This is a genomic window from Variovorax sp. ISS6 (assembly GCF_056523145.1).
The window spans coordinates 26,976-49,107 of sequence record NZ_JAWRZC010000003.1 but is presented as its reverse complement, the minus strand read 5'-3'; the positions used below and the strand labels follow the sequence as shown (position 1 = coordinate 49,107).

14 protein-coding genes and 1 pseudogene are annotated in these 22,132 nt (G+C 59.9%); 6 read left to right on the top strand and 9 right to left on the bottom strand.

The genetic code is table 11. The features are described 5' to 3' along the window. Positions 1–9 precede the first annotated feature (9 nt). Positions 10–795 (bottom strand): helix-turn-helix domain-containing protein, encoded by a 786-nt coding sequence (locus AC1HIL_RS41420; protein WP_479669751.1) that lies wholly within the window; start codon positions 793–795, stop codon positions 10–12. A gap of 358 nt (positions 796–1,153) precedes the next feature. Here AC1HIL_RS41420 and AC1HIL_RS41415 point away from each other — a divergent pair, with 358 nt between their 5' ends. The 3 genes from AC1HIL_RS41415 to AC1HIL_RS41405 all read left to right on the top strand — a co-directional run bounded on the left by AC1HIL_RS41415 (position 1,154) and on the right by AC1HIL_RS41405 (position 6,044). Further along, entirely contained in the window at positions 1,154–2,986 is a 1,833-nt protein-coding gene (locus AC1HIL_RS41415) for a phage integrase family protein (RefSeq protein ID WP_479669752.1), read from the top strand. A 114-nt stretch (positions 2,987–3,100) separates the two neighbouring features. Continuing rightward, positions 3,101–4,072 carry a hypothetical protein gene (locus AC1HIL_RS41410; protein WP_479669753.1) on the top strand — a complete coding sequence of 324 codons (972 nt, stop codon included), beginning with the start codon at positions 3,101–3,103 and terminating at the stop codon, positions 4,070–4,072. A gap of 70 nt (positions 4,073–4,142) precedes the next feature. Then, positions 4,143–6,044: an MAC/perforin domain-containing protein gene (locus tag AC1HIL_RS41405; RefSeq protein ID WP_479669754.1), complete on the top strand. Its 1,902-nt coding sequence runs from the start codon at positions 4,143–4,145 to the stop codon at positions 6,042–6,044. A gap of 69 nt (positions 6,045–6,113) precedes the next feature. On the opposite strand, the gene AC1HIL_RS41400 is transcribed toward AC1HIL_RS41405, so the two are convergent. Further along, positions 6,114–6,935: a DUF932 domain-containing protein gene (locus AC1HIL_RS41400; RefSeq protein WP_479672829.1), complete on the bottom strand. Its 822-nt coding sequence runs from the start codon at positions 6,933–6,935 to the stop codon at positions 6,114–6,116. Positions 6,936–7,569: 634 nt separating this feature from the next. Continuing rightward, positions 7,570–8,466, bottom strand: coding sequence for a DNA-binding protein (locus AC1HIL_RS41395; RefSeq protein ID WP_479669760.1), 897 nt, complete (start codon positions 8,464–8,466; stop codon positions 7,570–7,572). A 193-nt stretch (positions 8,467–8,659) separates the two neighbouring features. Between AC1HIL_RS41395 and AC1HIL_RS41390 the strand changes: the two genes are divergently transcribed. Both AC1HIL_RS41390 and AC1HIL_RS41385 read left to right on the top strand, forming a co-directional pair. Then, the gene (locus tag AC1HIL_RS41390) at positions 8,660–9,805 is read left to right on the top strand and encodes a hypothetical protein (protein ID WP_479669761.1); all 1,146 of its coding nucleotides are present in this window, start codon (positions 8,660–8,662) and stop codon (positions 9,803–9,805) included. Further along, complete coding sequence (locus AC1HIL_RS41385) at positions 9,802–10,509, top strand: hypothetical protein (protein ID WP_479669762.1); 708 nt, start codon at positions 9,802–9,804, stop codon at positions 10,507–10,509. Before AC1HIL_RS41390 ends, AC1HIL_RS41385 begins: the two co-directional genes overlap by 4 nt. A gap of 388 nt (positions 10,510–10,897) precedes the next feature. Here AC1HIL_RS41385 and AC1HIL_RS41380 read toward each other — a convergent pair whose 3' ends face one another. Further along, positions 10,898–11,173: a hypothetical protein gene (locus AC1HIL_RS41380; RefSeq protein WP_479669764.1), complete on the bottom strand. Its 276-nt coding sequence runs from the start codon at positions 11,171–11,173 to the stop codon at positions 10,898–10,900. A gap of 513 nt (positions 11,174–11,686) precedes the next feature. On the opposite strand from AC1HIL_RS41380, the gene AC1HIL_RS41375 reads away from it, so the two are divergent. Next, a complete protein-coding gene (locus AC1HIL_RS41375; protein WP_479669765.1) occupies positions 11,687–12,211 on the top strand; it encodes a nucleoside 2-deoxyribosyltransferase in 525 nt (174 codons plus the stop codon). 352 nt (positions 12,212–12,563) lie between these two features. Here the strand turns inward: AC1HIL_RS41375 and AC1HIL_RS41370 are convergent, their stop codons facing one another. The 5 genes and pseudogenes from AC1HIL_RS41370 to AC1HIL_RS41350 all read right to left on the bottom strand — a co-directional run bounded on the left by AC1HIL_RS41370 (position 12,564) and on the right by AC1HIL_RS41350 (position 21,503). Beyond that, positions 12,564–12,746, bottom strand: a complete 183-nt coding sequence (locus AC1HIL_RS41370) for a DUF3606 domain-containing protein (protein WP_479669766.1) — start codon at positions 12,744–12,746, stop codon at positions 12,564–12,566. A gap of 156 nt (positions 12,747–12,902) precedes the next feature. Then, positions 12,903–13,724 (bottom strand): tetratricopeptide repeat protein, encoded by an 822-nt coding sequence (locus AC1HIL_RS41365; protein ID WP_479669767.1) that lies wholly within the window; start codon positions 13,722–13,724, stop codon positions 12,903–12,905. Between the two features lie 8 nt (positions 13,725–13,732). Beyond that, positions 13,733–14,675: pseudogene (gene ku / locus AC1HIL_RS41360) on the bottom strand (non-homologous end joining protein Ku). Between the two features lie 112 nt (positions 14,676–14,787). Beyond that, positions 14,788–17,343: a DNA ligase D gene (gene ligD, locus AC1HIL_RS41355; protein ID WP_479672828.1), complete on the bottom strand. Its 2,556-nt coding sequence runs from the start codon at positions 17,341–17,343 to the stop codon at positions 14,788–14,790. A 1,928-nt stretch (positions 17,344–19,271) separates the two neighbouring features. After that, entirely contained in the window at positions 19,272–21,503 is a 2,232-nt protein-coding gene (locus AC1HIL_RS41350) for an ATP-binding protein (protein WP_479672827.1), read from the bottom strand. Positions 21,504–22,132 lie beyond the last annotated feature (629 nt).

Genomic DNA, 22,132 nt, shown 5'->3' with positions numbered 1-22,132 from the left:
TCCTGGACTCTAAATCGACTTGCCGATTTGCAGGGCCAGCTCTTCAAGAGCAACATTCAGCTCCTGCTGAAGTTCGGGGTGATCGGCGGAACGTCCAAGCGATAGGGCCCGTGCCGCCCGCGCGACCGCGTTCTTAGCAACAACAAGGTCTGGATTGCCGGCTTCAGCGGCACGAACTCGAGGCACCAGCCAGGCCAGCAGCTTGTATGGGCCCTCCACGTCTCGGTCAACATCGCCCATCTCGCCAAGCATGCGCTCCCGTTTCCAACGGATTGCCGCGCTCAGGACGTGCGAATTGTGGGGTTCGACAACGAATTCGGTCCGGAAGGAGTAAGGCTTCGAAGTAGTGTGGTCGATCGCCATCGACTCGATCGTGGCGGTACCGTCGTTCCAGCTCCAATGGGCCAGGTAGTTTCGCTGCGCCAAAACATCCACGGCTTTCCGCCCGTCTTCGTCGAAGACCGTGACGATCTCCTCCGGCATGGAGTAGGACGCCTCCCGCTCATTCAACTCGACGCAGAGCCGCTTCAAAAACGCCTCGTACGTCGAGGCCGGCATAGGCGTCGCACCGTTCTCCCAGTTCACCACGGTGCGATCGCTGCATTCCAACCAGCCAGCGACGTCTTTCACCGCCAAGCCATGCATCCTGCGCTGCTGCCGCAGGTTCTCGCCAAGGGGGCGTGATCTCAAACCAACCATGATCAGGACCTTTCCATAGAGTTTCCTACTATGCGCAATTCTAAAGAAACGAAAACGAACGGTCAAGCTTGAGGCACGCAAGTCCTTGATTTTCAAGGAATTCGCTCGACACTCATCAAGATCTCCGGATTTGATTGGGATAAATACCGGTATTGATTATTGTAGTTATCAATATCCAAATCTCTTGACGCCGGCAGTCTCTTGCGGAGAATCAGTGTCCGCGCACCACGGGCCGCGTGCGCGGCACCTACGTCCGCCGACGCGACGTTGCATTCGGAGGACATCTTCCCGCGGCGAAGACCTAAAAAACTGGCGCCCGGCGACTCTCCGGCGCCGATCTACTCCAAGAAGAAAGAGGTGAGTCATGCTCCCAGAGCGCCCGCGTGCCAATAAAGCGACTTGATCACGCCGATCGATGCCGAACCGAAAACTTCACAAGGCCCACTTTGCCTTCATGAGGGCCCTGACCCAGGGCATCGACGCTCGCAAGGCTTGGGATCGATATCTGCAGCTAGAAGGCGAATCCATCGACGTCCGCCGCGTGCGCTCAACCATCGCCTGGATTCGAAACGAATTTGCCGCGGCCGCGAAGCGCGAAGAAAGACCTGGCACCGCGCGCCTTGTCCTCTGGGACATTAGCTCGGTACCGGATACGCCGGCTGCTCCGTCTCTCGAGGAATTCGCAGCAGCAAATGGACTTGAGGACTTCTCAATCGCGGAGCAAGAGGCCGCCTATGCCCAGGCCGTCGGCGGACCAACTGCGAAGCGAAGTCCTAGGGCGCGACTCATCGAGCGACAGCTGCGCGCGCTCTACTGGCTCGAGGAGCTGGTCGCTGATAATCCGAGACCAGGTGACGGTGTCGGCGCTTGGTTCGCGAGCTCGCTGGCCTTAAGACTCGAAAACGCAGGCATTCCTACTCTCTACGCATTGGTGGAACGCATCAATGCGATCGGGCTGCGCTGGTGGGCCTCCATACCAGGAATCGGTGCCACGAAGGGCCAGCGTATTCAGGCGTGGCTCGTCGAGAACAGCGCCGCCTTGGGCCTGACGCTTGGCGGCCATGTCGCAGTAAAACGCTCCTCCCTCACGGCGGTGGACCTCAATGTCGTGGTTACCGCGAAAACCGGTCTCGTCCCGCTTGAGAAATTCGTCTTGCCCGAGAGCTTGAGCGGCAAATCCGGACGCTTCAGAGCGCCGGCCGCGCTGTGCAGCCTGTCGGCAACGAACGACTTGCAGGCAATCGAAGCCTGGCTCTCCAGCAAGCGCAGTGGAAGCCGCGGGCCAGGGTTGACGCCGACGCAGCGCTCCTACCGAAAGGAGGCCGAGCGGCTATTGCTCTGGTCCATCCTTGAGCGCGGGCTTCCGATCTCATCGCTCACGGCAGAGGACGCTATTGGGTTCGCTGCCTTCCTGGCGTCACCACCAGAAGCTTGGTGCGGACCTCGGCACCACGAACGATGGTCTCCACTTTGGCGACCGTTGGAGGGGCCACTCTCGCCATCAGCTCTCAGGCAAGCGATCACTGTGGTACGAGGCCTGTACACCTTTCTGGTCGCCCAGAACTACACCATCGCTAATCCGTTCGCGGCAGTGGCTAAGCCAGCCGATCGGCGGAAGCGTCTTGGATCCGATCGAGCCCTGTCGGAAGACCAGTGGCAATTCGTCGAGAACAGGCTTGCTACCCTAGGCGACAGTACGCACGAGCGACGCGTCCGACGTGCGATCCAGTGGCTGTACGCAACAGGCTTGCGCCAGGGCGAGATCCTCGCGGCCCGCTGCGGTGACCTCGAAGAGGTCCAACCCTCAAAAAACGGCGGTGGCGGCTGGCTGCTCAACGTCTTAGGCAAAGGCCAGAGAGAGCGCCAGGTACCAATACCGGGCATCCTTGTAGTCGACCTGCAGGCAATGCTCGCCCAAATCTCCAGGCCTAGCGACACGAGGGCTCTTGCGAACGCTAACATTCCGGTTCTCGCCAGCTTCGAGCTGGGGCCGGAGGGGCTGCAGCCCTGGTCAGCCGCAGGCCTGCACAAGGCTCTGAAGAAGTTCTTTGCCGAGTGCGCTCGAGCAGCCGACCCCTTCGACGCATCACGACTGGTCCGAGCGAGCACGCATTGGATTCGACACACCCACGGCACGCACGCCGCGGCGCGCGGGATGGAGGTGACGATTGTGCGCAACAACATGGGTCATGCTTCACTGGCAACGACTTCAAACTATCTCACCACCGAGCGCGACACGCGAATTGCTGCGATCGAGAAATTCTGGTCCGATCGACATGCACAGTAAATGCGATGTTCTTGCGGAGCCCTACCGCACTCCGCGGGCGACTTATTAGATGGGCCAGCCGGGCAAGCGAGCTTTGCCGCGACACGGTCTTCAGGCACCATCCGCATCGCAGAGATGGCCAAAATGAAAACGCCAACACATCGTTTGCCACCCCGTCTACAAGTCATTCGGAAGTGCGCTCCGTTCGACCTGTCTCCGCTGCGCGGGGACACGCCAGGATTCGCTCTGCTTCTCGCGAGCGCGATTGAGCAACTCTCTGAGCTTCCAGATCTTTCGGAAGCTAACAGCGTCGCTGTGATGACAGACTTTGGGGGCGAACATCCTGGCGCGCAATTTAAGACGTATTCGTTTCTGTTCTTCACCGCCAACCTCTCCGGTCCTTTCGTAAAGGAAGTGAGCGAACTCCGAGCAAGCCACAGAATCCTCGACCCATACAGCGAGTTCAGGTACAAGCGGCTTGCATCCGGAGGCCGCAGCCGAGCGCTGCCAGAGTTTCTCCGCTTGGTCGACAGCTTGATCCATGGCGCCATCGTTACAGTAGCGGTCGATAAAAAAATCGAGTCATTGTTTGGGGGCGCCGCTCACATCGAGCAATCATTGGCGGACCTAGGCTTCGGCCACTGGAAAAAAGGCGCCGGGGAAAAAGTTCTTCGAGTCGCCCATATGTTTGGAATCTTCGGTTCTTTACTCGTCGGACCGGTTCAACCAATCATCTGGTACTGCGACAGCGACGCAATCAACGAAAACACGCAGGGGCGCAAGTTCGACGACACACAACGGCTGCTTTTCACCGCGCTTCGGATGTATTCGAAGCACAGGTCGGCAGAACTGAGGTCCGGAAAATCCTTTGCGGAAAAATCGTTTCTTGACGACTTCTTGAGCGTGCCGGATTTCGCAGCTGGAGTAGTTCAAGACCTTTTGGCTGAATACGAAACGGGGAAGAACCTGGCCGTAAGCACCGAGAAGGCCCAAATCATGAGGTGGATGGCCTGTGAAAGCAGATATCTCTCAAAAATCACCATCCAAATCTTTCTGCGGGGAGATGAAATCCTGACTCGAAAGGTGGATTTTGCGCCTGCCGAATAGTCAATGAACATTGGAGCCTCTTATGGGTAATCGATTGTCTCATCACTTGTTGCAGATGTTCCAATCCGCGATGGCCTGGCTGTTGCTACCTATAACAATCGGCCACTGCTCAACCGCGATCACCAACCTTATGCCCGTTCCTCTCTCACGGAATGTGGAAGTGGGACAAGGATATTCGGTCGCGATCGGCTCGTTCCGCGGCCTTGCAGTGGACCCATCTTTAGCAAAGCAGGCTCCCTCTACCTCCATTGATTTAGACTTGGATTACATTGACAACTTTAACTCACTAGCGAGATTCTTACGGATCGACGCCGCAGCGAGCTATGGAGCCGCCGGAATGGGGGCGAATGCTCGAGCATCAATGCTTCGCGAAAGCACCCTGGACCGACGAAATGCTTATGTCGCAGTGCGTCATCGCGTGGAAAGCCACACAATTAGTCTGTCGCAATTCCGAATCCTACCGGATACTGCGCGCGCCGTTCATTCGTCGGCTGAATTTCTCCAACAATTCGGGGACGCGTTTCTAACTGAGGTGCGGTATGGAGGTGATTTCGTCGCACTTATGGAGTTCTCCACGACCGACGCCTCTCAGACTGAACAATTGAAGACGGACATCAGCTCTCAGATCGGAAAATTTCAAGCTGGCGTTTCAATAGAGCAACGCGTTAAGTCATTGGTGAAAGAGCGTTCGGTCAAGGTCCGCTACGTTCAAACTGGTGGCGATGTCGGTCGAATGAATAAGCTGGCGGCCACGTCGCTTTTCGAAGGAGGCGTAGTTCTTCTGAGCCCTGAACAGCTGCTCGCCAGGCTGCAGACCTTCACGGAGGAAGTGAGAGCCAACCCTACTCAATCTCGACCGTTGGAGGGCACGTTGGGCGATTACGGCCTTATTTCAAATTGGCCGGGCGAGTCCGGGAAACCATCTCCTGCGACTGCCTCACCGCGTTTCAGCGCCTTGATAAGAAGTCTGAAAATGCTAGAAGCAGAACAGGCTTACATGAATGGCCTAAAAACTCCAGTGGCCGCGAAACGATACATTAGCGATTTATCATTTCGACTTCAATTCGTAGACTTTGCGATAACGAAGGCGCGACAATTCGTAGAACATATGGCAGGAGGAACCTCGGACGGCGTATCGCCAACTTTGCCTTCCTTGCGCCAGTTCTCCATGGAGTTAGCTTTAAATCTGCCTTCCGACATTTGGCGAGGCGATCATTCAGAAGTCTGCACTTTGGATGAGGAGGACGTGGAGCGTGTGCGGAATTGCTTATTTGGAACTGGTCGCTTCTTGCCTCCTTCTAACGACTGGCCTGTTTTTGGAGGGCACGCGCTTTTCTCCGCGATGCTTGGCGAGAAGCCCGAACACTTAAGGGAAATGCTGACGGTCCCGACTTATCAAGGGAATTTATATGTCCCGGTAGTCGCTCCCATCAACACAGCATGGCTAGTAACTCAGGTCGGCGACTGCGCCGCAAAAAACGATCCGCGCGAATATGCTCGAGCCCGTTGCGCTGAAGTCTTTCCAAACAAGAAAAATGTGTTTGGTTTCACGCAAGCGGTTCCGGGAACGTTGCATGATGGGAACGCCTGCGGCTATATAAAAGTCAACGTCGCATGCTTAGAGTTCCTTGAGCCTCCTGCCATCCCGTACCCGATTGATGGCTTCGCGCCGCTCGACCAGCCCGGGTCGCCTTCGCCAGGGCGCATCGTGCGAGCAAGTGGCGTGGATTGGATTGAGACTTCAATCCAACCGCCCTGCGATGAAGGCGGGTTCGGCTTTGTGACCGTTTCCATAGAAAGTGAAGAAACTGCGCGTCGGACCTTTCAGTTGTTTTGGTCTTCAAGAAGGGGTTCGCCCGACAATTTAGTTTTGCGGCACCCGCTTTTCGGAGGAAAGCTCGGCCCCAAAGAGGAACTGACAGCCCGGCCAGGTGCGACGAACTGCCTTGTCACTGAGATCCCGGATTCTTGAATTCGTCGTCTTATAGATACTCCCACGCGAAGCGCATGCACAGCGGACTTGCTCCGCGCGGAGTTCTTTTTAGCTTTTCAGCCGGCGCATTTCTTCCGCTAGCACCCACAGCCCGCGGTTCAACTTAACCCCTTGATCGATGCCCGTAACCGCGCGCGTGCGGGTGCGGCGGTTCAGCGCTGTACGGCCCTCCAGGCCTCCACGCACGAGGTTTTCCTGAACTCGGTTGAAAGTGGTCCACAGGTCTGACCTTCCGTCTTCCATCCGACGTGGCGTGAGGATCTGTGCTTCCGTCACGGGGGCGGGCGTCGTGGGTTCGTACTTGAGTGCCAGCGCCGCCCGCGCAAACGCCTGTTCCTCGCCTCTGTTGAGCGTCAGCGCGCGCATGTCGTCTCGCACTTCCCGGACCAACTCCATGCCATCGAGGACCTCGAATGCGCCTTCAATGACCCGGTTCACGACCTGCCCCTTGTGCGGTATGCGCACGTCAGCGACCACGTCCCCACAAACAAGCCCGTTCGTGCAAACAAACCTCAGCATGCCAGCGAGCAGCTGATAACTGCTGCTACCGTCATGGGAGTTCAGAAGCACGACTTCGCCGGACTCGGCATCGCGCGCGCTCGACGGGTGGCGGAGGCGAAGCATGTGCTTGGTGTATTCCCGTCGGCCCTCGTCGCGCACCCGCGTTTGCGCCACGAAAAACGGCTGGAAGCCCTCGCGCCGCAAGCCCTCCAGCACCTTCGCGGTTTCGATGTACGCGTAGCGATCGGAGCGGCTCTCGTGTGCCTCCTGCGCAAAGATCGACGGCGCGACCCGGCGGATTTGATCGTCGCTTAGAGGGGTGGAGCTGTACAAGCTGGGCGAGTTGGGAGCGAAGGACGAAATACGCATGGGATTCTCCTGAATGTGCGCCGTGTGTGTTGGTCGCCCCTGAGCAGGGCACTCCTCCATGGAGTTGGACTTGAAGCGAAGCCGGCCGCCGTTGCTTCGCGTTCATCGCCCGGTGAACGGCAGCGCACGGGACAGCGGGCGAGCAAGGGGGAGGGTCTGTAAAGGCGCAGCCTTTATGGATACCCCCTTGCAGGCGCAGCCGGTCGCCCGATGACACGGGCGCAGAGTCACCGGACAGAGCGATGAATGCGACGCAAAGGCGGCGCGTCGAGTCGACGACGGCAAACCGGAGGAGGGGAGACCTGGTGGTGCGCGCCGCGGGCGCGCCTGGCTGTGTTGGCAAGCGCAGCGCGCAGCGCCGGCGGTGCCGGCGCGGAGGCGTCAGGGATGGAAGCCCGAAGGGGCGAGACAAGCGCAGCGCCGGCTCGATGCGCAGCACGACAGCCCGGCCCGACTATGCCGGGGACGCCCCTTCTACGGGCTGCTGACGACCACGGTCAAGCGGCGCCCAGCGACGCTAGGGCGTAGGCGCTGACGGTTGACGACGAGGATAGGCCGTCCCGACCCAGCGCCTTGGGAGGACACCCAGCTCTAACCGGCTGCTGACGAGGCGGGACATCCGTGCCCCTCAATGCTAGGGCGTTGGCGTCGACGGGAGCACCAGCGCGATGCGCTCGCGGAGGAGTTCTTGAATTTGCGCTGCGCTGGCGTCCAGCGCCCTGCGCAACTCGGCCTGCTCATCATGGGCCCGTGCTGCAGCCTCGCGCGCCCGTGCCGCTGCGTCGCGCGCCTCGGCGTCTATGCGCTCACGAGCCTCGTCGGCGGCTTGTGCTCGAGCCTCTGCGGCCTCGCGCTGCGCTTCTGCCACTGCGGCCAGCTTGTCGCTCTGTGCCTGCGCGGCAGCGGAGGCCTTCTCACTGTTCACGCCGGCCTCTCGCACGCTGACCAACTCAGCGCGAAGTGCAATCAATTCTGCCTGCAGTCTGGGCATTTCCTCGAGCTGCAATATCGCGCGCGCCAACGCCTGGCGAGCGGTTTCCGCCGCTTCGCGCTCGCGCAGCGCTCGCGCGTTCGCTTCCCGCACGTCGACCTCGGTCTGTGCCTTCATTGCATCGACTTCGGACTGCAGGGATGCGTTGCGGCCTATCTGCTGCTGCAGTTCGTCGCGGATCTTATCCAAGGATTGCCCCAGCTCGGAGGCGAGGGCTTCCGCTTCCGAGCCGGCCCGCGCCAGTTCGGCCGCATCTTCCTGCAGAGCGGCAAGGTCGGCCGCAGCCTCTTCGCGTGCCGTTGCTACGGCGACGGCGATCTGTTCCGACAGAACTTGCACGAGACGGGGATCGATCACCACCGGCGCCGCCGCAATGGTGTGCGTCTCCTTCCACTGCGCCAATAGCGGCGCAACGTCGTTCGGGCTTCCGCCGCCGATGGCTTTGATGACGTTGCGCACGCTCGGACGCTGGTTGCCTTTGGCCAACTCGGCCGCGGCCTTGAAAACGGCTTCTTGGGTAACGATGGTTTTGGTTGCCATGTTCGATCTCCTGAGGCTCCATCATAATAACAACATGTGTTATTAATAACAATAACAGTGACGTTATTTCGTTACGTGCACACAGGTGACTCGATGGATTCGGCGGCGGCCTTGACCGGCCGCCTCGACCCTTCATAATGGATAAACGTTTATTCGTTCTGATCGGCGGTTCTCATGCCGCCTGGGACAACCAATGGCTCAGCACATCCGACACGCCAACCGAGAACAGCACGACCGGGCCGTGGTGAAGTTCACGCGGCCGGACCTGCTCTGGCGCGGGCAGCTCGGCCCGCGCGAGGTCCCATTCAAGGATGGGACGCGCACAGTGGGACCGACGGTGCTGGATGTCGTGATGCGTCGTCTGGCAGAACGCGTATCTAGTGATGAGGGGCAGGGCGATAACGAACAAGCCTCATGTAGCGCCGCCTGGTCTATGCGCACCGCGGCGGAGTTCATGGAGCGCGATCCGTCTAAGCGCGTTGACCTGCATCCCTTCAAAGTCGGCCTGGTCAGCGGCGGCCGAGTGGTCGACGTCGACGACGAGTTCGTACATGTCGAAAAGACAAGCTCGGTGAGCATTAGCGCCTACGCCTTCCGCCTGGCAGTGGGCACGCTGGGCAGCGTGGACGCCGCCTACGCCTCGATCGCCGCCAAGGCCACCCTGGCGTGGCGCGCGGACCTGGCACGATCGAGAGCTTTGTTCGATGCAGTGCGCGAGGCTCCGCACGGCCGGCTTGAAGAGACCGAGGAGCTTGCAAAGCTGCGCCCTGCTGGCAGTATTTCCGACCAGATAGAAACTGAGGTGCTGCGCGAGGCCTGCGTGATGCTGGGCGTCGACCCCGACTTGCACATTCGCCGCCCGCCGGGTAGACCTGGCCGCGCCGCGGCTGGTGATACCGAGCAGGGCGACTTCATCTCTGTGACGGTGGTGGATGGCGTTGTGAGCGCAAAGACCATCCGCGCGATCGCCGGCATTCCAGCGCAGGCCGAACTGAGCACACTGGCGGTCCTCAAGCTTGTGGCGCTACTTGACGCGCTGGTAAAAGGCGGCGCTGAGGCCGATGCAGATCTTCTGGAGGCCTACTTGGATGCCGTCGCGCCTGAATGGCGCGAAAGCGTCGGTGGTGCCAGCGCGACCTCCGCCGCGGCTAGCGATGACCCGTACTCGATCCTCGGGGTGCAGCGTGGGATGCCCCTTGATGAAATCACAGCGGTCTACCGGCGTGCGATGCAGGCGATGCACCCGGACAAGGGCGCATGTCCGCCGTGGTTTGCGCAAGCGGCGGGATCGGCCTATCGAAAGATCAAACAGGAACTGACCGGGAGCTCGGCATCATGAACCTCACCCCAAAACAACCGCCCGGCGAGCTGGCGCGCAAGTCCAACGCGCTCGACAAGATACGCGCTGCCAAGCCGGCGCGGCCGCAGGCCGGCAGCGCCTCGGCGCCAGCTCCTGCACGCCGGCCCCGCCTGATCTTCGGAATTGACGCCACGGCCAGCCGTGAAGACACCTGGGACAGTGCCAAGCGCATCACGGATCGCATGTTCGATGCGATCCCGGGTGCACTGGATGTTGCGCTCGCGGTGCATGGCGGCAGCCAGGTGCACACCTTCACGCAGTTCTCGGCCGACGTGGCGGCGTTTCGCCGACAGGCGGCGACGGTGAGATGCGAGAGCGGACAGACCCAGTTATGCGCGCTTTTGACGCGCGCCCTGGACGCTGGCGGAGTACGCGTGCTGTCTTACATCGGCGATGCGTTCGAGGAAGATGCGCAGGAGGCTTTCGCGTTGGCCGATCGCTGCAAGCTTCGCGGCCTGAAGGTGGTCATCCTTGCCGACAAGGCGGACGAAAAGACGCTGGAAGTTTTTAGCGGGATTGCAGCGCGCAGCGGCGGTGCCTTGATGGATTTTAGGGCCTCGAATCTGGACCTAATGGGTGAGGTGCTGCAAGCCATAGCAACGCTGGCCATTGGCGGGCGAAAGCTGCTGCTGGGCAGCAGCACGCGGGGCGCGCAGCTGCTCTTGCAGAGACTCGGGCCATGACTTCGCCCGGTGCTTAATGCCTACCCTTCGTTCGTAGGCTGACCGTCCAAGCCATACGTCACTCCGACGGTCATCGTCCAGATGCCAAGCTGGTCGCAGCACTCGGGCGCATGCAGCCCGACCAAGAAGGGCTCGCCAGGTATGGGAAGTACATGGGTGCTCCCGTCCATCGAAGTCACCAGAATCTCTGTCCCATCGGGCATTTGCATTCCCCATGCGCTGCAACCGCCACCGGTCTCCCACTTTTTGAAGCCATAGTGGCTCGGACTGCAGGGCCTCCCGTCACAGGAGGTCGGGTTGATGATTCGCTCGCCTTCGTAGAAGAACCCGGGAAAATGCACAAGTCGCGCAGTGCCCTCGCTCGAGGCGCCGCCGCTCTCCGGCCCCTTCACCGATTCTCTCCTTGCGCAGGGCTTGCAGGCGGCACGTCAGGCGTCGGCAGCAGTGATTCATACTCCATGGCGCAACGAGTGCAACGTGCCCCGCGATAGACCTGCTTCATGTAAGGCTCGAAGGTCGAGGCCTTGCACTCGTCAATCCGAAAGCTCGTCTCTCTATTGAAACGCATGCCCGGATACTGGTCGAACACCGGCACCAACTTGTGCCCAAAGAAGCGGCAGATCAGGTTGAGCGCCTTGGCAGGCGCCGAAGTGGTTGCAGCCATCGTTTCGATTCTCCTGTGAGTCCGCGCCGTATGTGTGGGTTGCCCCTGTGCGAAGGGCACTCCTCCATGGAGTTGGACTTGAAGCGAAGCCGGCCGCCGTTGCTTCGCATTCATCGCCCGGTGAACGGCAGCGCACGGGGCAGCGGGCGAGCAAGGGGGAGGGTCTTGTAAAGGCGCAGCCTTTATGGATACCCCCTTGCAGGCGCAGCCGGTCGCCCGATGGCACGGGCGCAGAGTCACCGGACAGAGCGATGAATGCGACGCAAAGGCGGCGCGTCGGGTCGACGACGGCAAACCGGAGGAGGGGAGACCTGGTGGTGCGCGCCGCGGGCGCGCCTGGCTGTGTTGGCAAGCGCAGCGCGCAGCGCCGGCGGTGCCGGCGCGGAGGCGTCAGGGATGGAAGTCCGAAGGGGCGAGACAAGCGCAGCGCCGGCTCGATGCGCAGCACGACAGCCCGCCCCGGCTATGCCGGGAGACGCCCGCACCCGCCTACATGTGCGCCATACTTGCCCCATGGCTGCCGAAATGCCCATCCCGAAGATCTATCTTGCGGGCCCGGACGTATTCCGGGTTGATGCGCGAGGGCATTTCGAAATGCTCGCTCTGTGCTGCGAAACCCATGGACTTCAAGCGCTCGTGCCGATCGACAACTCCGACTCGAGTGACGGCGACGACAGCGATCGTGCAAGCACGATCTACGCGAGGAACATGCAGTTGCTGAGAAGTGCAAGTGGCGTGATCGCCAATCTGTGCCCTTTCAGAGGGCCTGAACCAGATTCCGGGACGGTGTTCGAACTGGCTGTGGCGGTGGAGCGAGGCCTTCCCGTCGTAGCGTACGGTTTGCCGTGCGAGCCGTACTCGACGCGCATTCCGGATTGCGCGCGCGATTCGTCAGGAATCCTGCGAGACAAGTCCGGCATGGCGGTTGAAGAGTTTGGACTGCCAGTGAATTTGATGCTCGCAAAGGCTGTCCGCATTGCGCCAAGCGCGCGGGACGCGATCGCTGAAATCGCGCGCGTTCTCGCGCGGGCTTCATGAGTCCGGCATTGGCCGAAGCCGCTCGCTAGGCTGCAGGACCTCGACCAAAGTACCAGCGAAGCGAGCGCCAGAGGCGAAGTGCCGCGATGTAGACATGGCCCGCGAGTTGAGCCTATTGGGTCTTCGAACGAGGGCATGGGAGCTTCGGCCCGCGGTCCGACTGTTTGGTCGGCCGTCATGGCCAGCAGCGCTTTCGTCCCTTGCTCCCATGCATCGATCCACATGTCGTAGAAGGCATCGCTTGAGGCAAGCTCCGCCCACGTGAAGGCGTCAGTGCCTTCTTCCATCAGCACCCAGTGGAAGTGGCCGGGGTCAGGTTCGTCGACGTGTAAAGAGATCCGACGGAGATGGGTCACTTCAGCTTCTCAGCCAGGTACTTTCGCACATCGTCAGCCGAGTTGCCGACGGCCTTCACCGCGTCGCGAAGTTGAGTCTCACTGCATCCGAGGCTTTGCGTCCAAGAACGAACCTCGTGAGCTTCGGTCAGCGATATCAGCTTGCGGTCGAGTCCGGTCTTTTTCGGGTCATCTGTCATAGCGGGCCTCCTGAGGTTGTGTACTTCTAGACAAGCATGTGAGGCACGGACGTAGGTCATAGCCGCGAGAGGCGGACAATGCAAGATGACGGCGTCTGCAACAGAGGCACGTTGTTGGACGCAAGCACGCAGACGCTTCGCGGCACGTTTTGCAGGTCAAATCTTCACCTTCTGCAGCCTCCTGAAAGCGCTGAAATGTCGGATGGCCCCTTGCTGATCTCCGCTATCAGCGTAAAGCATGGCGGCGTTGCGGTGAGCATCCAACAAGTCCGGTTGCAGGCGCAATGACTCCTCATAGCTGGCCAGCGCGCCATTCACGTTGCCCACTCCTTCCAAGGCTACGGCGCGGTTGAAGTGGATCAACGGGTCGCCAGGGCAGTATCGCGCACCGTCGTCATACAGAGCGACGGCAGACTCACATCTGCCGGATTCGCAGAGCATGAAGCCCAGGTTGAGGTAAGCGTGGGCATACCCGGGATCGTCGACGAGGACATGCCGGTACAGCGCCTCGGCTGCCTCAGGGTCAAGCTCCTCCAAGCTTTCCGCGCGCGCAAAACGCTCGGCTAGGCTCGATTCTCTCGAGGCCGTATCTTGGTGCCTTTCAGGAAGCACGGCGAGCGTACTGCCGCCCGCGGTGATTTGTAGATCCAACACGAGTTGGCCGGTGTCTGGCTCCCAATGCGCATCGGCCGATCGAACGGTCACACGGTCACCGGTGGCAGTGATTCGCAAGCCGTCAAGGGGCATGGCTTCCGGCACAGACTCCTTCAACTGACGGAGGGCCTTCAGGATTTGACGGGTAGGAATGTGAGCACTGCGCAGCTCTTGCGCAGAACGAAGAAGCACCAGGTCTTGAAAGGAAAATTGCCAAGCTTTATCCCCCTCTCTGGGCGGGGTCACAAAGCCCAGTTCCATCAGTCGGAGCACCGCATAGCGGGACAGCCCCAACGAGCCTGACACCGCGCCGGCGTGGGCCACTCTTCGGGTCACCTTCTTGCTCGAGTGCGCGGCGCGCCGTCAGGCGCAATCGCTTTTGCAGCGGGCTTGGGAGCCCGTTTGGCTTTGCTTGCCGGTGCGCGCAGGGGGGTGACAACCCGATCCGGTCGACTGGTTGCACTGCGCGAAGGCTTTTCAACGCTCTTGCCTTGCTTTTCGAGGCTCGCCATCAGCATCTGCGTGAGGTCGATCACCTGTGCAGAGCTAGAGTCTTCAGGGTGCTCGGCCGCAACGATTTCCTCGCCGGCGATCTTCGCGTCGATGGCGGACAGGATGCGTTTTTTCTCTTCATCCTCGAACATCGTTGGATCGTAGCTGTCACGCGAGATTCTGCTGGATGAGCTGCAGCGCGAGCTTGAGCTCGGCCGCGGACGGCTCCAGTTGCTCGATGCCAAGATCCTTGATCGATCGAACCTCCTCGGCGTACAGCAACTGCTGCAGAACCAGGCCTTCGTCTTGCGCACGGACCTGAACCACGTACTGCTTCGCCTTCCAGGCCCACTTGGCGAGCGCGCAGCGACCGCTTTCCTGCATGGCTCTCTTAAGGAGGTTGTAAGGTTTCCCACCGCGCTTGTCCGGCGCTAAAAAATACGGTTTGTCGTAGTAGATCGGATCAACCGCATCGGCCGGAATGAATGCAACGATGTCAATAAGATGGCTTGCTCCGTCCTCGAGCGCCTTGAGTTCTTCCGGCTGGAAGATGACGAAGCGGTCTTCCTCGAACTCGTAGCCCTTCACCATTTCCGCGCGAGGCACGATCTTTTTCGCGTTGGACGCCGACACGTACTGCTGCTTCACCCGCTCGCCGCTTTTCGTGAGCAGGTTGAACCGGACCGCTGCCGAGCTTTCGGTCGCGGTGAACAATCGCACGGGAATCGATACCAGGCCGAAGCCGAGAGAGAGCGAAGCAATCGAGCGGGCGGTGGTGACCATGACGAGTTCCTACAACCTGTGAAAGGAAAACATGCCATCTTTTTGAGCGCTCAGGAAGAGGCGGGATTCGACGGCGTTTGCATGATGTAGCGCAGGCCGCGCCGAGCCACGTCTACCGCTTGAAGCCAAGCCGCTTCATCGCCTCCGCCAAAGGCTGGCGCGTCTTCCAGTAATCTGCCCAAGGATCGGTCGTCTGAAAGGACAGATGCTCACGGGCGGTCCGGACATTCCACTGTGCGCCGCTTTTCAGCTTCGAAAGATCATCCCAGCTCACGGGGATGGAAACCCCCAGTCCCGGCCGAGCACGCGCTGAAAAGGCCGCTGCTGTCGTGGCACCCTGGCCGTTGCGCAAGTAGTCGATGAACAACTTTCCGACCCGGTTGCTCGGCCCGCTCTTCGCGACGAACCGAGTGGGAATAGTTCTCGCCATGTGTTGCACGATGGCTTGGGAGAAGCTTTTCACCGTGTCGAAGTCATAACGTGGTGCGAGAGGCACCACGACGTGCAGACCTTTGCCGCCACTGGTCTTCAGCCATGAGGCAAGGCCCAAGGCGTCCAGCATGGTCCGAACGAGGGCTGCCGCCTCCTGGATGTGCTCCCACGCGGTCCCCTCACCGGGGTCCAGGTCAAAAATCATGCGATCGGGCTTATCGATCGTCTTGGCCGACGAATTCCAGGTGTGGAACTCGATCACGTTCATTTGAGCTGCCCCTACCAAGGCCGAGGCGTTCCCGACCTCGAGCAACGCCTTGTGGCCAGGCCACAAGGCCTGCGGCAGCTCATTGATGCCGGGGATTCCGATTTTCTCGCCATGCTTCTGAAAGAACAGCTCTCCACCAACGCCAGAGGGACCTCGAACGAGCGAGCACGGTCGACCTTTAAGATGGGGAAGGATGAACTCAGCCATCGACTCGTAAAAGCGGACCAGATCGAGCTTGGTCACGCCGGACGCCGGATCAATCACACGCTCGCCGTGGCTCACCTTGATGGAAGCGACAGGCGGTTTGGCCTTTCCATCCGTGCGCTCTGTCGGGTCTGTTGCCTCCGGCCCGGCAACAACCTTCGGCCGTTCGCGGACAATCGCTTTCGCCGGCTTATCGTCGCGCAGGCCGATGAACGAGGCGTGCCGGATTTGGCCGTCTGGCGTCCACTCAGCGAAGGTCACTTCTACCAGAAGGGATGGCTTAACCCAGCGTTCCGACCCTACTTTGCGCTTTGACCATCGACCAGGCTTGGACAGGGCCCCTCCAAAGGGGGAAACATCGACCCTCAGGGGGACGAGTTTGCGCTTGATCTCAGCAGCTTCGTCGCCGCTCCATCCGGTTCCGACGCTGCCCGCTGGTACGAGCGCGCCTTCGGCGCTGTGGACGCCAAGGAGGAGGCTTCCAATTTGCGCCGTGTTGTCGCTTCGATCCGTAAAGCCGCAGATGACGAATTCCTGGCGCAGCTTGCACTTGAGCTTTAGCCATGTCTCGCTCCGACGTGAAACATAAGGCGCATCTGCGCGCTTGGCGATCACGCCCTCGAGCTGCATCTGGCAAGCGGAGCGCAGGATGGAAGTCGGGTCCGCGGAAAAATCAGCACTGAAGCGCACATGCTCGGATGCTTTTTCCTCGAAGAACGCCCTCAGCAGTCCTCGGCGCGCCTTCAGCGGAAGCTCACGCAGGTCCGCCCCTTCAAAGAAGGGCGCATCGAACACGAAGTAGACGATGTCGCTCGAACTCTGACGTTTATCAAAGGCGTTCTGCAGTGCGTTGAAGTCCGGAACGCCGTTCGGGCCGAGGACGACAATCTCGCCGTCAAGAAATGATGAAGTCAGCTCCAGTTGCTGCAGCTCAGCGACCAGTCCGGGCATCTTCCCGGCCCAGTCGTGCCCGCCTCGCGTGATAAGGGCGACGTTGCCTTTGTCCAAGCGGGCCATGAGCCGGTAGCCGTCGAACTTGATTTCGTACAGCCATTCCCCAGCACTCGGAACTCCCGCGGCGAGGGTCGCCAGCTGAGGCTTGATAGTCGCGGGGAGAGGCGATGTTTTCGCTCTTGCCTGCGCCGTCTTTTCATCCGAGGTAACCTTCTGCCGCGAGGCTCCTGCCTTCGGTTTGGCGGAGATCTTCTTGAGCGGTTTGGCGATCACGCTGTCGGGAAGCGCGGTCACGACGTCGTATTCCGCATGAGGCCGCGCGAATTCGTCCTTCTTCTTGAACAGGATCCAAGGCTCTTGCCGTTCGCCCCCTTTGGCGATCTTGACTAATTCCCATAAGCCCTCCAGCTTCTGGCCATGAAGCCGGAAGACAAGCTTGCCCGCCGCAATGCCGGCGCGCGGGTCGCCCACGGGCTCCCAGATGCCGTTGTCCCAGACGATCACGGTTCCCGCCCCGTACTGTTTCGGCGGGATCGTGCCTTCGAACGAGGAGTAGGAGATCGGATGGTCCTCGACATGGATAGCCATCCGCTTTTCTTTGGGATCGAAGCTCGGGCCCTTGGGTACTGCCCATGACACCATGACGCCATCCAGCTCGAGGCGAAAATCATAGTGAAGCCGCGACGCGGCGTGCTTCTGAACGACAAAGGTGAGGGCGTTCGGATTCGCCTGGCCACCTTCGCTCGGCTCACGAGTGACGGAGAAGTTACGCTTCGCCTTGTAGACCGCGAGCGAATCGTCTTTTGCCATGGCGCTATGCCTGCCTTTCAGTCGAGTCAGCCGAGGGGAAATATCGCGAGCAACCCACAAAGCCCGTCATGACTGAGAGGTTCTGCCTCGGATGGCGTCGATGTTGTAGGGCTATGCCCTTGATCGGGTTCAGCTGAGATTTACGTGGGCTCGCCAAATCGAGCGCGCGCGTGCCGCAAGGCGCTTCGAGATGCGTGCCGTCCTTCAACGAGGCCGGGCGCGCCGACGGGTCTATCAGTGCCCCAAAAGAATTGAACCCAAGCATCTGCCGGACTTGGCCTACAGACCGTCATCGACTGCAACCGTCTACTACCGGAAACCGGAGGTCAGGCACATGTCAGGAACTGGACGGTCACGCCGACTGCAGCAGTGGCTCCACGCCGAGCGTGCTGCAGATGAGGCACGCACGCGGGTGGTCGACGCCCTGTACAACGGACGGCCCCGAGACGAGCTGGGCCGGGACATGAGGCGCTCTCAGGAAGCTTCCGTTGAAGCTGCCTCCTGTTTCGGCGCGCTCATGGATGAACTTGATGCGCGCCTCCGCGCCACATCGCGAAGCCACCCCGCTCTGAAGCAACACGACCGCTTCCCCCATACTTAACCCACGCAAGCGCGTGAGTCCACCGATCAACCCCCCCCCCCGCGGGGAGGCCCGGCCGCGACTGAGCGTTCGGGACGTTTTTGGCGCAGTCCGAACGAAGGTTAGACGGCCGCCTCACTCGAGGTCCTGTCGCCAGGTGGCTGGACGGCGATGACGCCGGCGACGATGCCCAAGCCTGTGGCATCAGGTACAACCGCGCTCTCCATTGGCGAGGCCGGCATAGCTTTCCTTGCCCGTCGCTTTGGAGGCTTTTCTTCGAAACGAGAGAGGATGCCGGGATTTTCGCGCTCGGTCCGTGCGAGTGTTGCGAAACCCTCTTGAGTGACACACAGCACCACGGCACGAGGGATCCGTGCTTCGCCAGAGCGATCGCGCAATATTGGATCGAAGATCGCCTTGACTAGGCCCGCTGCTTGGAGCCCAAGTAGCCGCTCAATGTCTTCCGGCGCGGTATATGTGATCGGCAGTGTCGAGCGCCCCACCGCATCGAGAAACCGAATGTTTGCGAGCACGCGCTGCTGGCGCTCGCTTAGAACTTTTCTCCGCATTGATGACCTCTGAACCAGTATTCCCAAACGGTTTTTAGCCTTGTAGCATCCGGGTTTCAGTAGGAGCAAACCGCATCCAGCACCAGGGGACGAAACCCTACGCTCGGGACTGGCCCCGTAGCCTAGCTTGAGACGCTATGAGCACCCGTCAAACCGCTACTGCGGCAATCGCCAAGTGGCGACAGGCCCAGATTCAGCTCAGCACGCAGAGCGCGCTGCGGCTGATGCGGAAGTTCGATTCCTTCGAGTTGGAGGAGCCGAGCCAGATCGAACTGCTTTGCTCGAGGCACGTGCAATCGAACGTGCTGCATTCGAGGTGGCCTTGGCAGCGCTCTCAGAGTTCACCGGAGCACCGTCAACCTAGGGGGTGCCGCGGCCATTCGAGTTGAGGAACGCCATCAACCGCGCATGCTTTGCCTGCGCTTCTGCGCGCAAGAGCTCTAGCCGCTGCTCGTCAGGACTGCCGGCTTCTGGCCCTCGTCCTTGCGACTCTGCAAGAACGTGCTGAGTCGCATCCTGCACTGCCTCCTCGGCCGCCATCCACGCCGAGAAAAGGTCCTCGTGGCTATCCTGCATCGAAATCCCCGTCCAGGGCGAACCCATGTCCGCCTGAGCGTTGCTCGCACCAACACTGCCGCGATCATGTAGGCGAACTCCTCGCGAGCCTGACGATACAAACCCGGCACTCTGCGGAGTGTGGGGCGTCCCCTCGCGAGCGCCTTGGCCAAACGAGACCGACGGTCAGAAAGATCGCGGTCTGGCCGATCTGGAGGCAAGGTTCAATCCAGGACTTCTCTCACCTTCGCAGCTAGCTCATCGAACGTGAATGGCTTCGTGATGAGATGCACGCCTCGGTCCAAACGTCCGTGATGGACGATCGCATTGCGTGCATAGCCCGTCGTGAAGAGAGCCTTGATCCCAGGATAAATAGACCGGGCGCGCTGAACGACGTCTGCGCCCGTCATTCCGCCGGGCAAAACGACGTCGGTGAATATCAGATCGACCTTGCGTTTTTCCAGGACAGTGATTGCCGAAGGACCGTCCTGAACTTCGATGACCTGATAGCCGAGTTCCTGGAGTGCGGACACAGAATAGGCTCGAACGTCCGGATCGTCTTCCACGACCAAGATCGTCTCGCCGCTGGCTTCCGGGGTCAAATCGAGGCCGGGCTCCTCTTGGTCGGAAGTCCCACTTTCACTACGAGGCAGGTACATCCGGACAGTCGTGCCTTTTCCCAGTTCCGAGTAGACCTTGATATGACCACCTGATTGTTTGACGAAACCATAGACCTGGCTAAGGCCCAGGCCAGTGCCCTTGCCTTCAGCCTTTGTTGTGAAGAAAGGCTCGAAAACCCGCAGCTTCGTTTCTTCGTCCATCCCGCAGCCCGTGTCGGTCACGCTTATGACCACGTATTGACCAACTGCTACCTCTGCGTGGCGAGCTACATATGCTTCGTCTAAATGAGCATTGGATGTCTCAATCGTCAGCTTGCCGCCAGCGGGCATGGCATCTCGCGCATTGACTGTCAAATTCAGCAGCGAACTTTCGAGTTCGTTGGGGTCGACTTCGACTGTCCAGAGTCCGCCTCCACTGACGGTTTCGATCTCGATAGTTTCTCCCACGGCGCGGCGCAAGAGCTCGGCCATGCCAGTGACGACTACGTTGGCGCTTAGACGCTTAGGGTCCAGCGGTTGGCGCCGGGCGAAGGCAAGCAAACGCTTGGTCAAGGAACCGGCGCGCTTCGCTCCAGACATCGCCTGAACGGCTGCGCGACGTAGCCGCACCATTTCCTCTGGAAGGCCCCGCGAAAGGATTTCCAAGTTGCCGACGATCACTTGCAGGAGGTTGTTGAAGTCGTGGGCGATACCCCCCGTCAACTGGCCGACTGCCTCCATCTTCTGTGCTTGTCGAAGCGCTTCCAAATTCTGGACCAATTCCTCGGTTCGCTTTCGGACTTGCTCTTCGAGGCCAGCATTCAGTTCGCGCAACTGTTCTTCTGCTCGCCGGCGCTCGGCAATCTCCTTTTCTTTTGCGTCAAAAAGCCGAACGTTGTCAATTGCCACCGCCGCTTCTCCGGCGAGACCCGACAAATTGCGCTCGGATTCCTCGCTGAATTTAGCTGGCTGCGAGTGCCCGAAGAAGAGTCCTCCCAGAACGCTCCCGTCTCGCGAAATCACAGGCACTGCTAGGTAGCTGCAAACCGGCAAATGCCCCTTGGGCATGCCCACGTTGGGGGCGTTGTGCCCATAACGACTGTCTTTGGTGATGTCGTCAGAGCGCACTATCCCTTCACCAGAAAATGTCGGGGCGAACACGGCGGTGTTTCGCGGCATGGGGAACTTTGAAAATTTTTCCCGAGGAACACCCGAGATGGAATACAACATATAGCTTTCGCCAGCCGCATTAACTCGGTTGTAGAAAAATGCTCCGAATTCAGCACCGGTGAGTTCTACACCGGCGTCGGTAACCGTCTGCACCAATTCATCCAAGTCATTTTTCCGTGCAAGCGCTGTTCCAGCACGGTTCAATATTTCCAGAGCGCGCGTTCGCTCGCGCAGGGCCGTTTCCACCGTTCTGTGCTTGGTTCGATCTCTCAAGATTTTTACGAAACCGCCTTCTGGATCGGCCTCGAATAGCAGCTTGGTCTCACCAATCCCCCAGAATCGTTGGCCGCCTTTTCGGATGCGCCACCCTTCTGCGCCGCCTGTTCCGTTTGCGGCTGCGGTTTGAATTTCGGCGAGCAGCAGCTTCTCGCCTCCTTCCTCGGTCGGAAATATCCGCCCAAGCGACTCGCCGAGCATTTCGGATTCGGTCCAGCCCAGAATATGCTGGGCGCCAGCGCTCCACCCCGTCACGACGCCCTTTGCGTCGATAGTGATGATCGCTGTTTCTATGGGGCTATTGACCACTCGGCGGTAGCGATCAATGGCTGTCCTGGCCCATTCGATTTCCTCTTGACCGTCTTGACGGCTCAGCGTTGACAGCGGGATATGTTTGGGATCGACTGGCATGCTAGCTTGTGAGGAAGTCTCGAATAATGATGTGGCGGTGACAAAAATCTTTCGGCGCAAGCGACGTGCTGCACCTTTCAACCTGTAGTCTCATTCCTACATCGTTGTAAGCGCAGAGGCGGCTCGGGTGCGGAGTTTATCTTTTTATACTCAGGCCGTGTGAGTGCTAAGGCGCAGTTCGAAGCTGCACGCCTGACGACATCGAATTAGATTGCGACCCAAGTTTTTGTACCAAAGAAGAGTGACTCAAGGGGTATTGAATAGACCAGAGCCTGTGTTGCGGCTTGTGGCCATCTGAAGTTTTCATGAAGTCTGCTGAATTTGGCGGTCCGCCAGTCCGGATTGATAGCGGAAATCAGGTCGATGAAAACGCCAGCCTGTTCCTCCACCGCTGGCAATTGCAATTTTGCCGTTTCAGGCAAATCCCGTCTGGCCCTATCAGCGAATGCTTGGAGGTTCGAGAACAGGATGAGCTACGGTGCACCCTGGTGTCCGTGGGATGGAATCAGACTCGAGCGGAATTGCGCGCTCGATTAGTGACGCTCGCCCATGAATGGGCTATTGAGCGGAAAAATTTGCGGCACCCTCCCGCAGAGTCCGCAGCAGGCCTTTCTGAAAAAGCATTGCGC

Coding starts and splice junctions, on each gene's coding strand:
- AC1HIL_RS41400 (WP_479672829.1), bottom strand. CDS start 6,935: ATGCGTATTTCGTCCTTCGCTCCCAACTCGCCCAGCTTGTACAGCTCC.
- AC1HIL_RS41410 (WP_479669753.1), top strand. CDS start 3,101: ATGGCCAAAATGAAAACGCCAACACATCGTTTGCCACCCCGTCTACAA.
- ligD (WP_479672828.1), bottom strand. CDS start 17,343: ATGGCAAAAGACGATTCGCTCGCGGTCTACAAGGCGAAGCGTAACTTC.
- AC1HIL_RS41350 (WP_479672827.1), bottom strand. CDS start 21,503: ATGCCAGTCGATCCCAAACATATCCCGCTGTCAACGCTGAGCCGTCAA.
- AC1HIL_RS41395 (WP_479669760.1), bottom strand. CDS start 8,466: ATGGCAACCAAAACCATCGTTACCCAAGAAGCCGTTTTCAAGGCCGCG.
- AC1HIL_RS41415 (WP_479669752.1), top strand. CDS start 1,154: ATGAGGGCCCTGACCCAGGGCATCGACGCTCGCAAGGCTTGGGATCGA.
- AC1HIL_RS41390 (WP_479669761.1), top strand. CDS start 8,660: ATGGCTCAGCACATCCGACACGCCAACCGAGAACAGCACGACCGGGCC.
- AC1HIL_RS41405 (WP_479669754.1), top strand. CDS start 4,143: ATGGCCTGGCTGTTGCTACCTATAACAATCGGCCACTGCTCAACCGCG.
- AC1HIL_RS41385 (WP_479669762.1), top strand. CDS start 9,802: ATGAACCTCACCCCAAAACAACCGCCCGGCGAGCTGGCGCGCAAGTCC.
- AC1HIL_RS41375 (WP_479669765.1), top strand. CDS start 11,687: ATGGCTGCCGAAATGCCCATCCCGAAGATCTATCTTGCGGGCCCGGAC.
- AC1HIL_RS41370 (WP_479669766.1), bottom strand. CDS start 12,746: ATGACAGATGACCCGAAAAAGACCGGACTCGACCGCAAGCTGATATCG.
- AC1HIL_RS41380 (WP_479669764.1), bottom strand. CDS start 11,173: ATGGCTGCAACCACTTCGGCGCCTGCCAAGGCGCTCAACCTGATCTGC.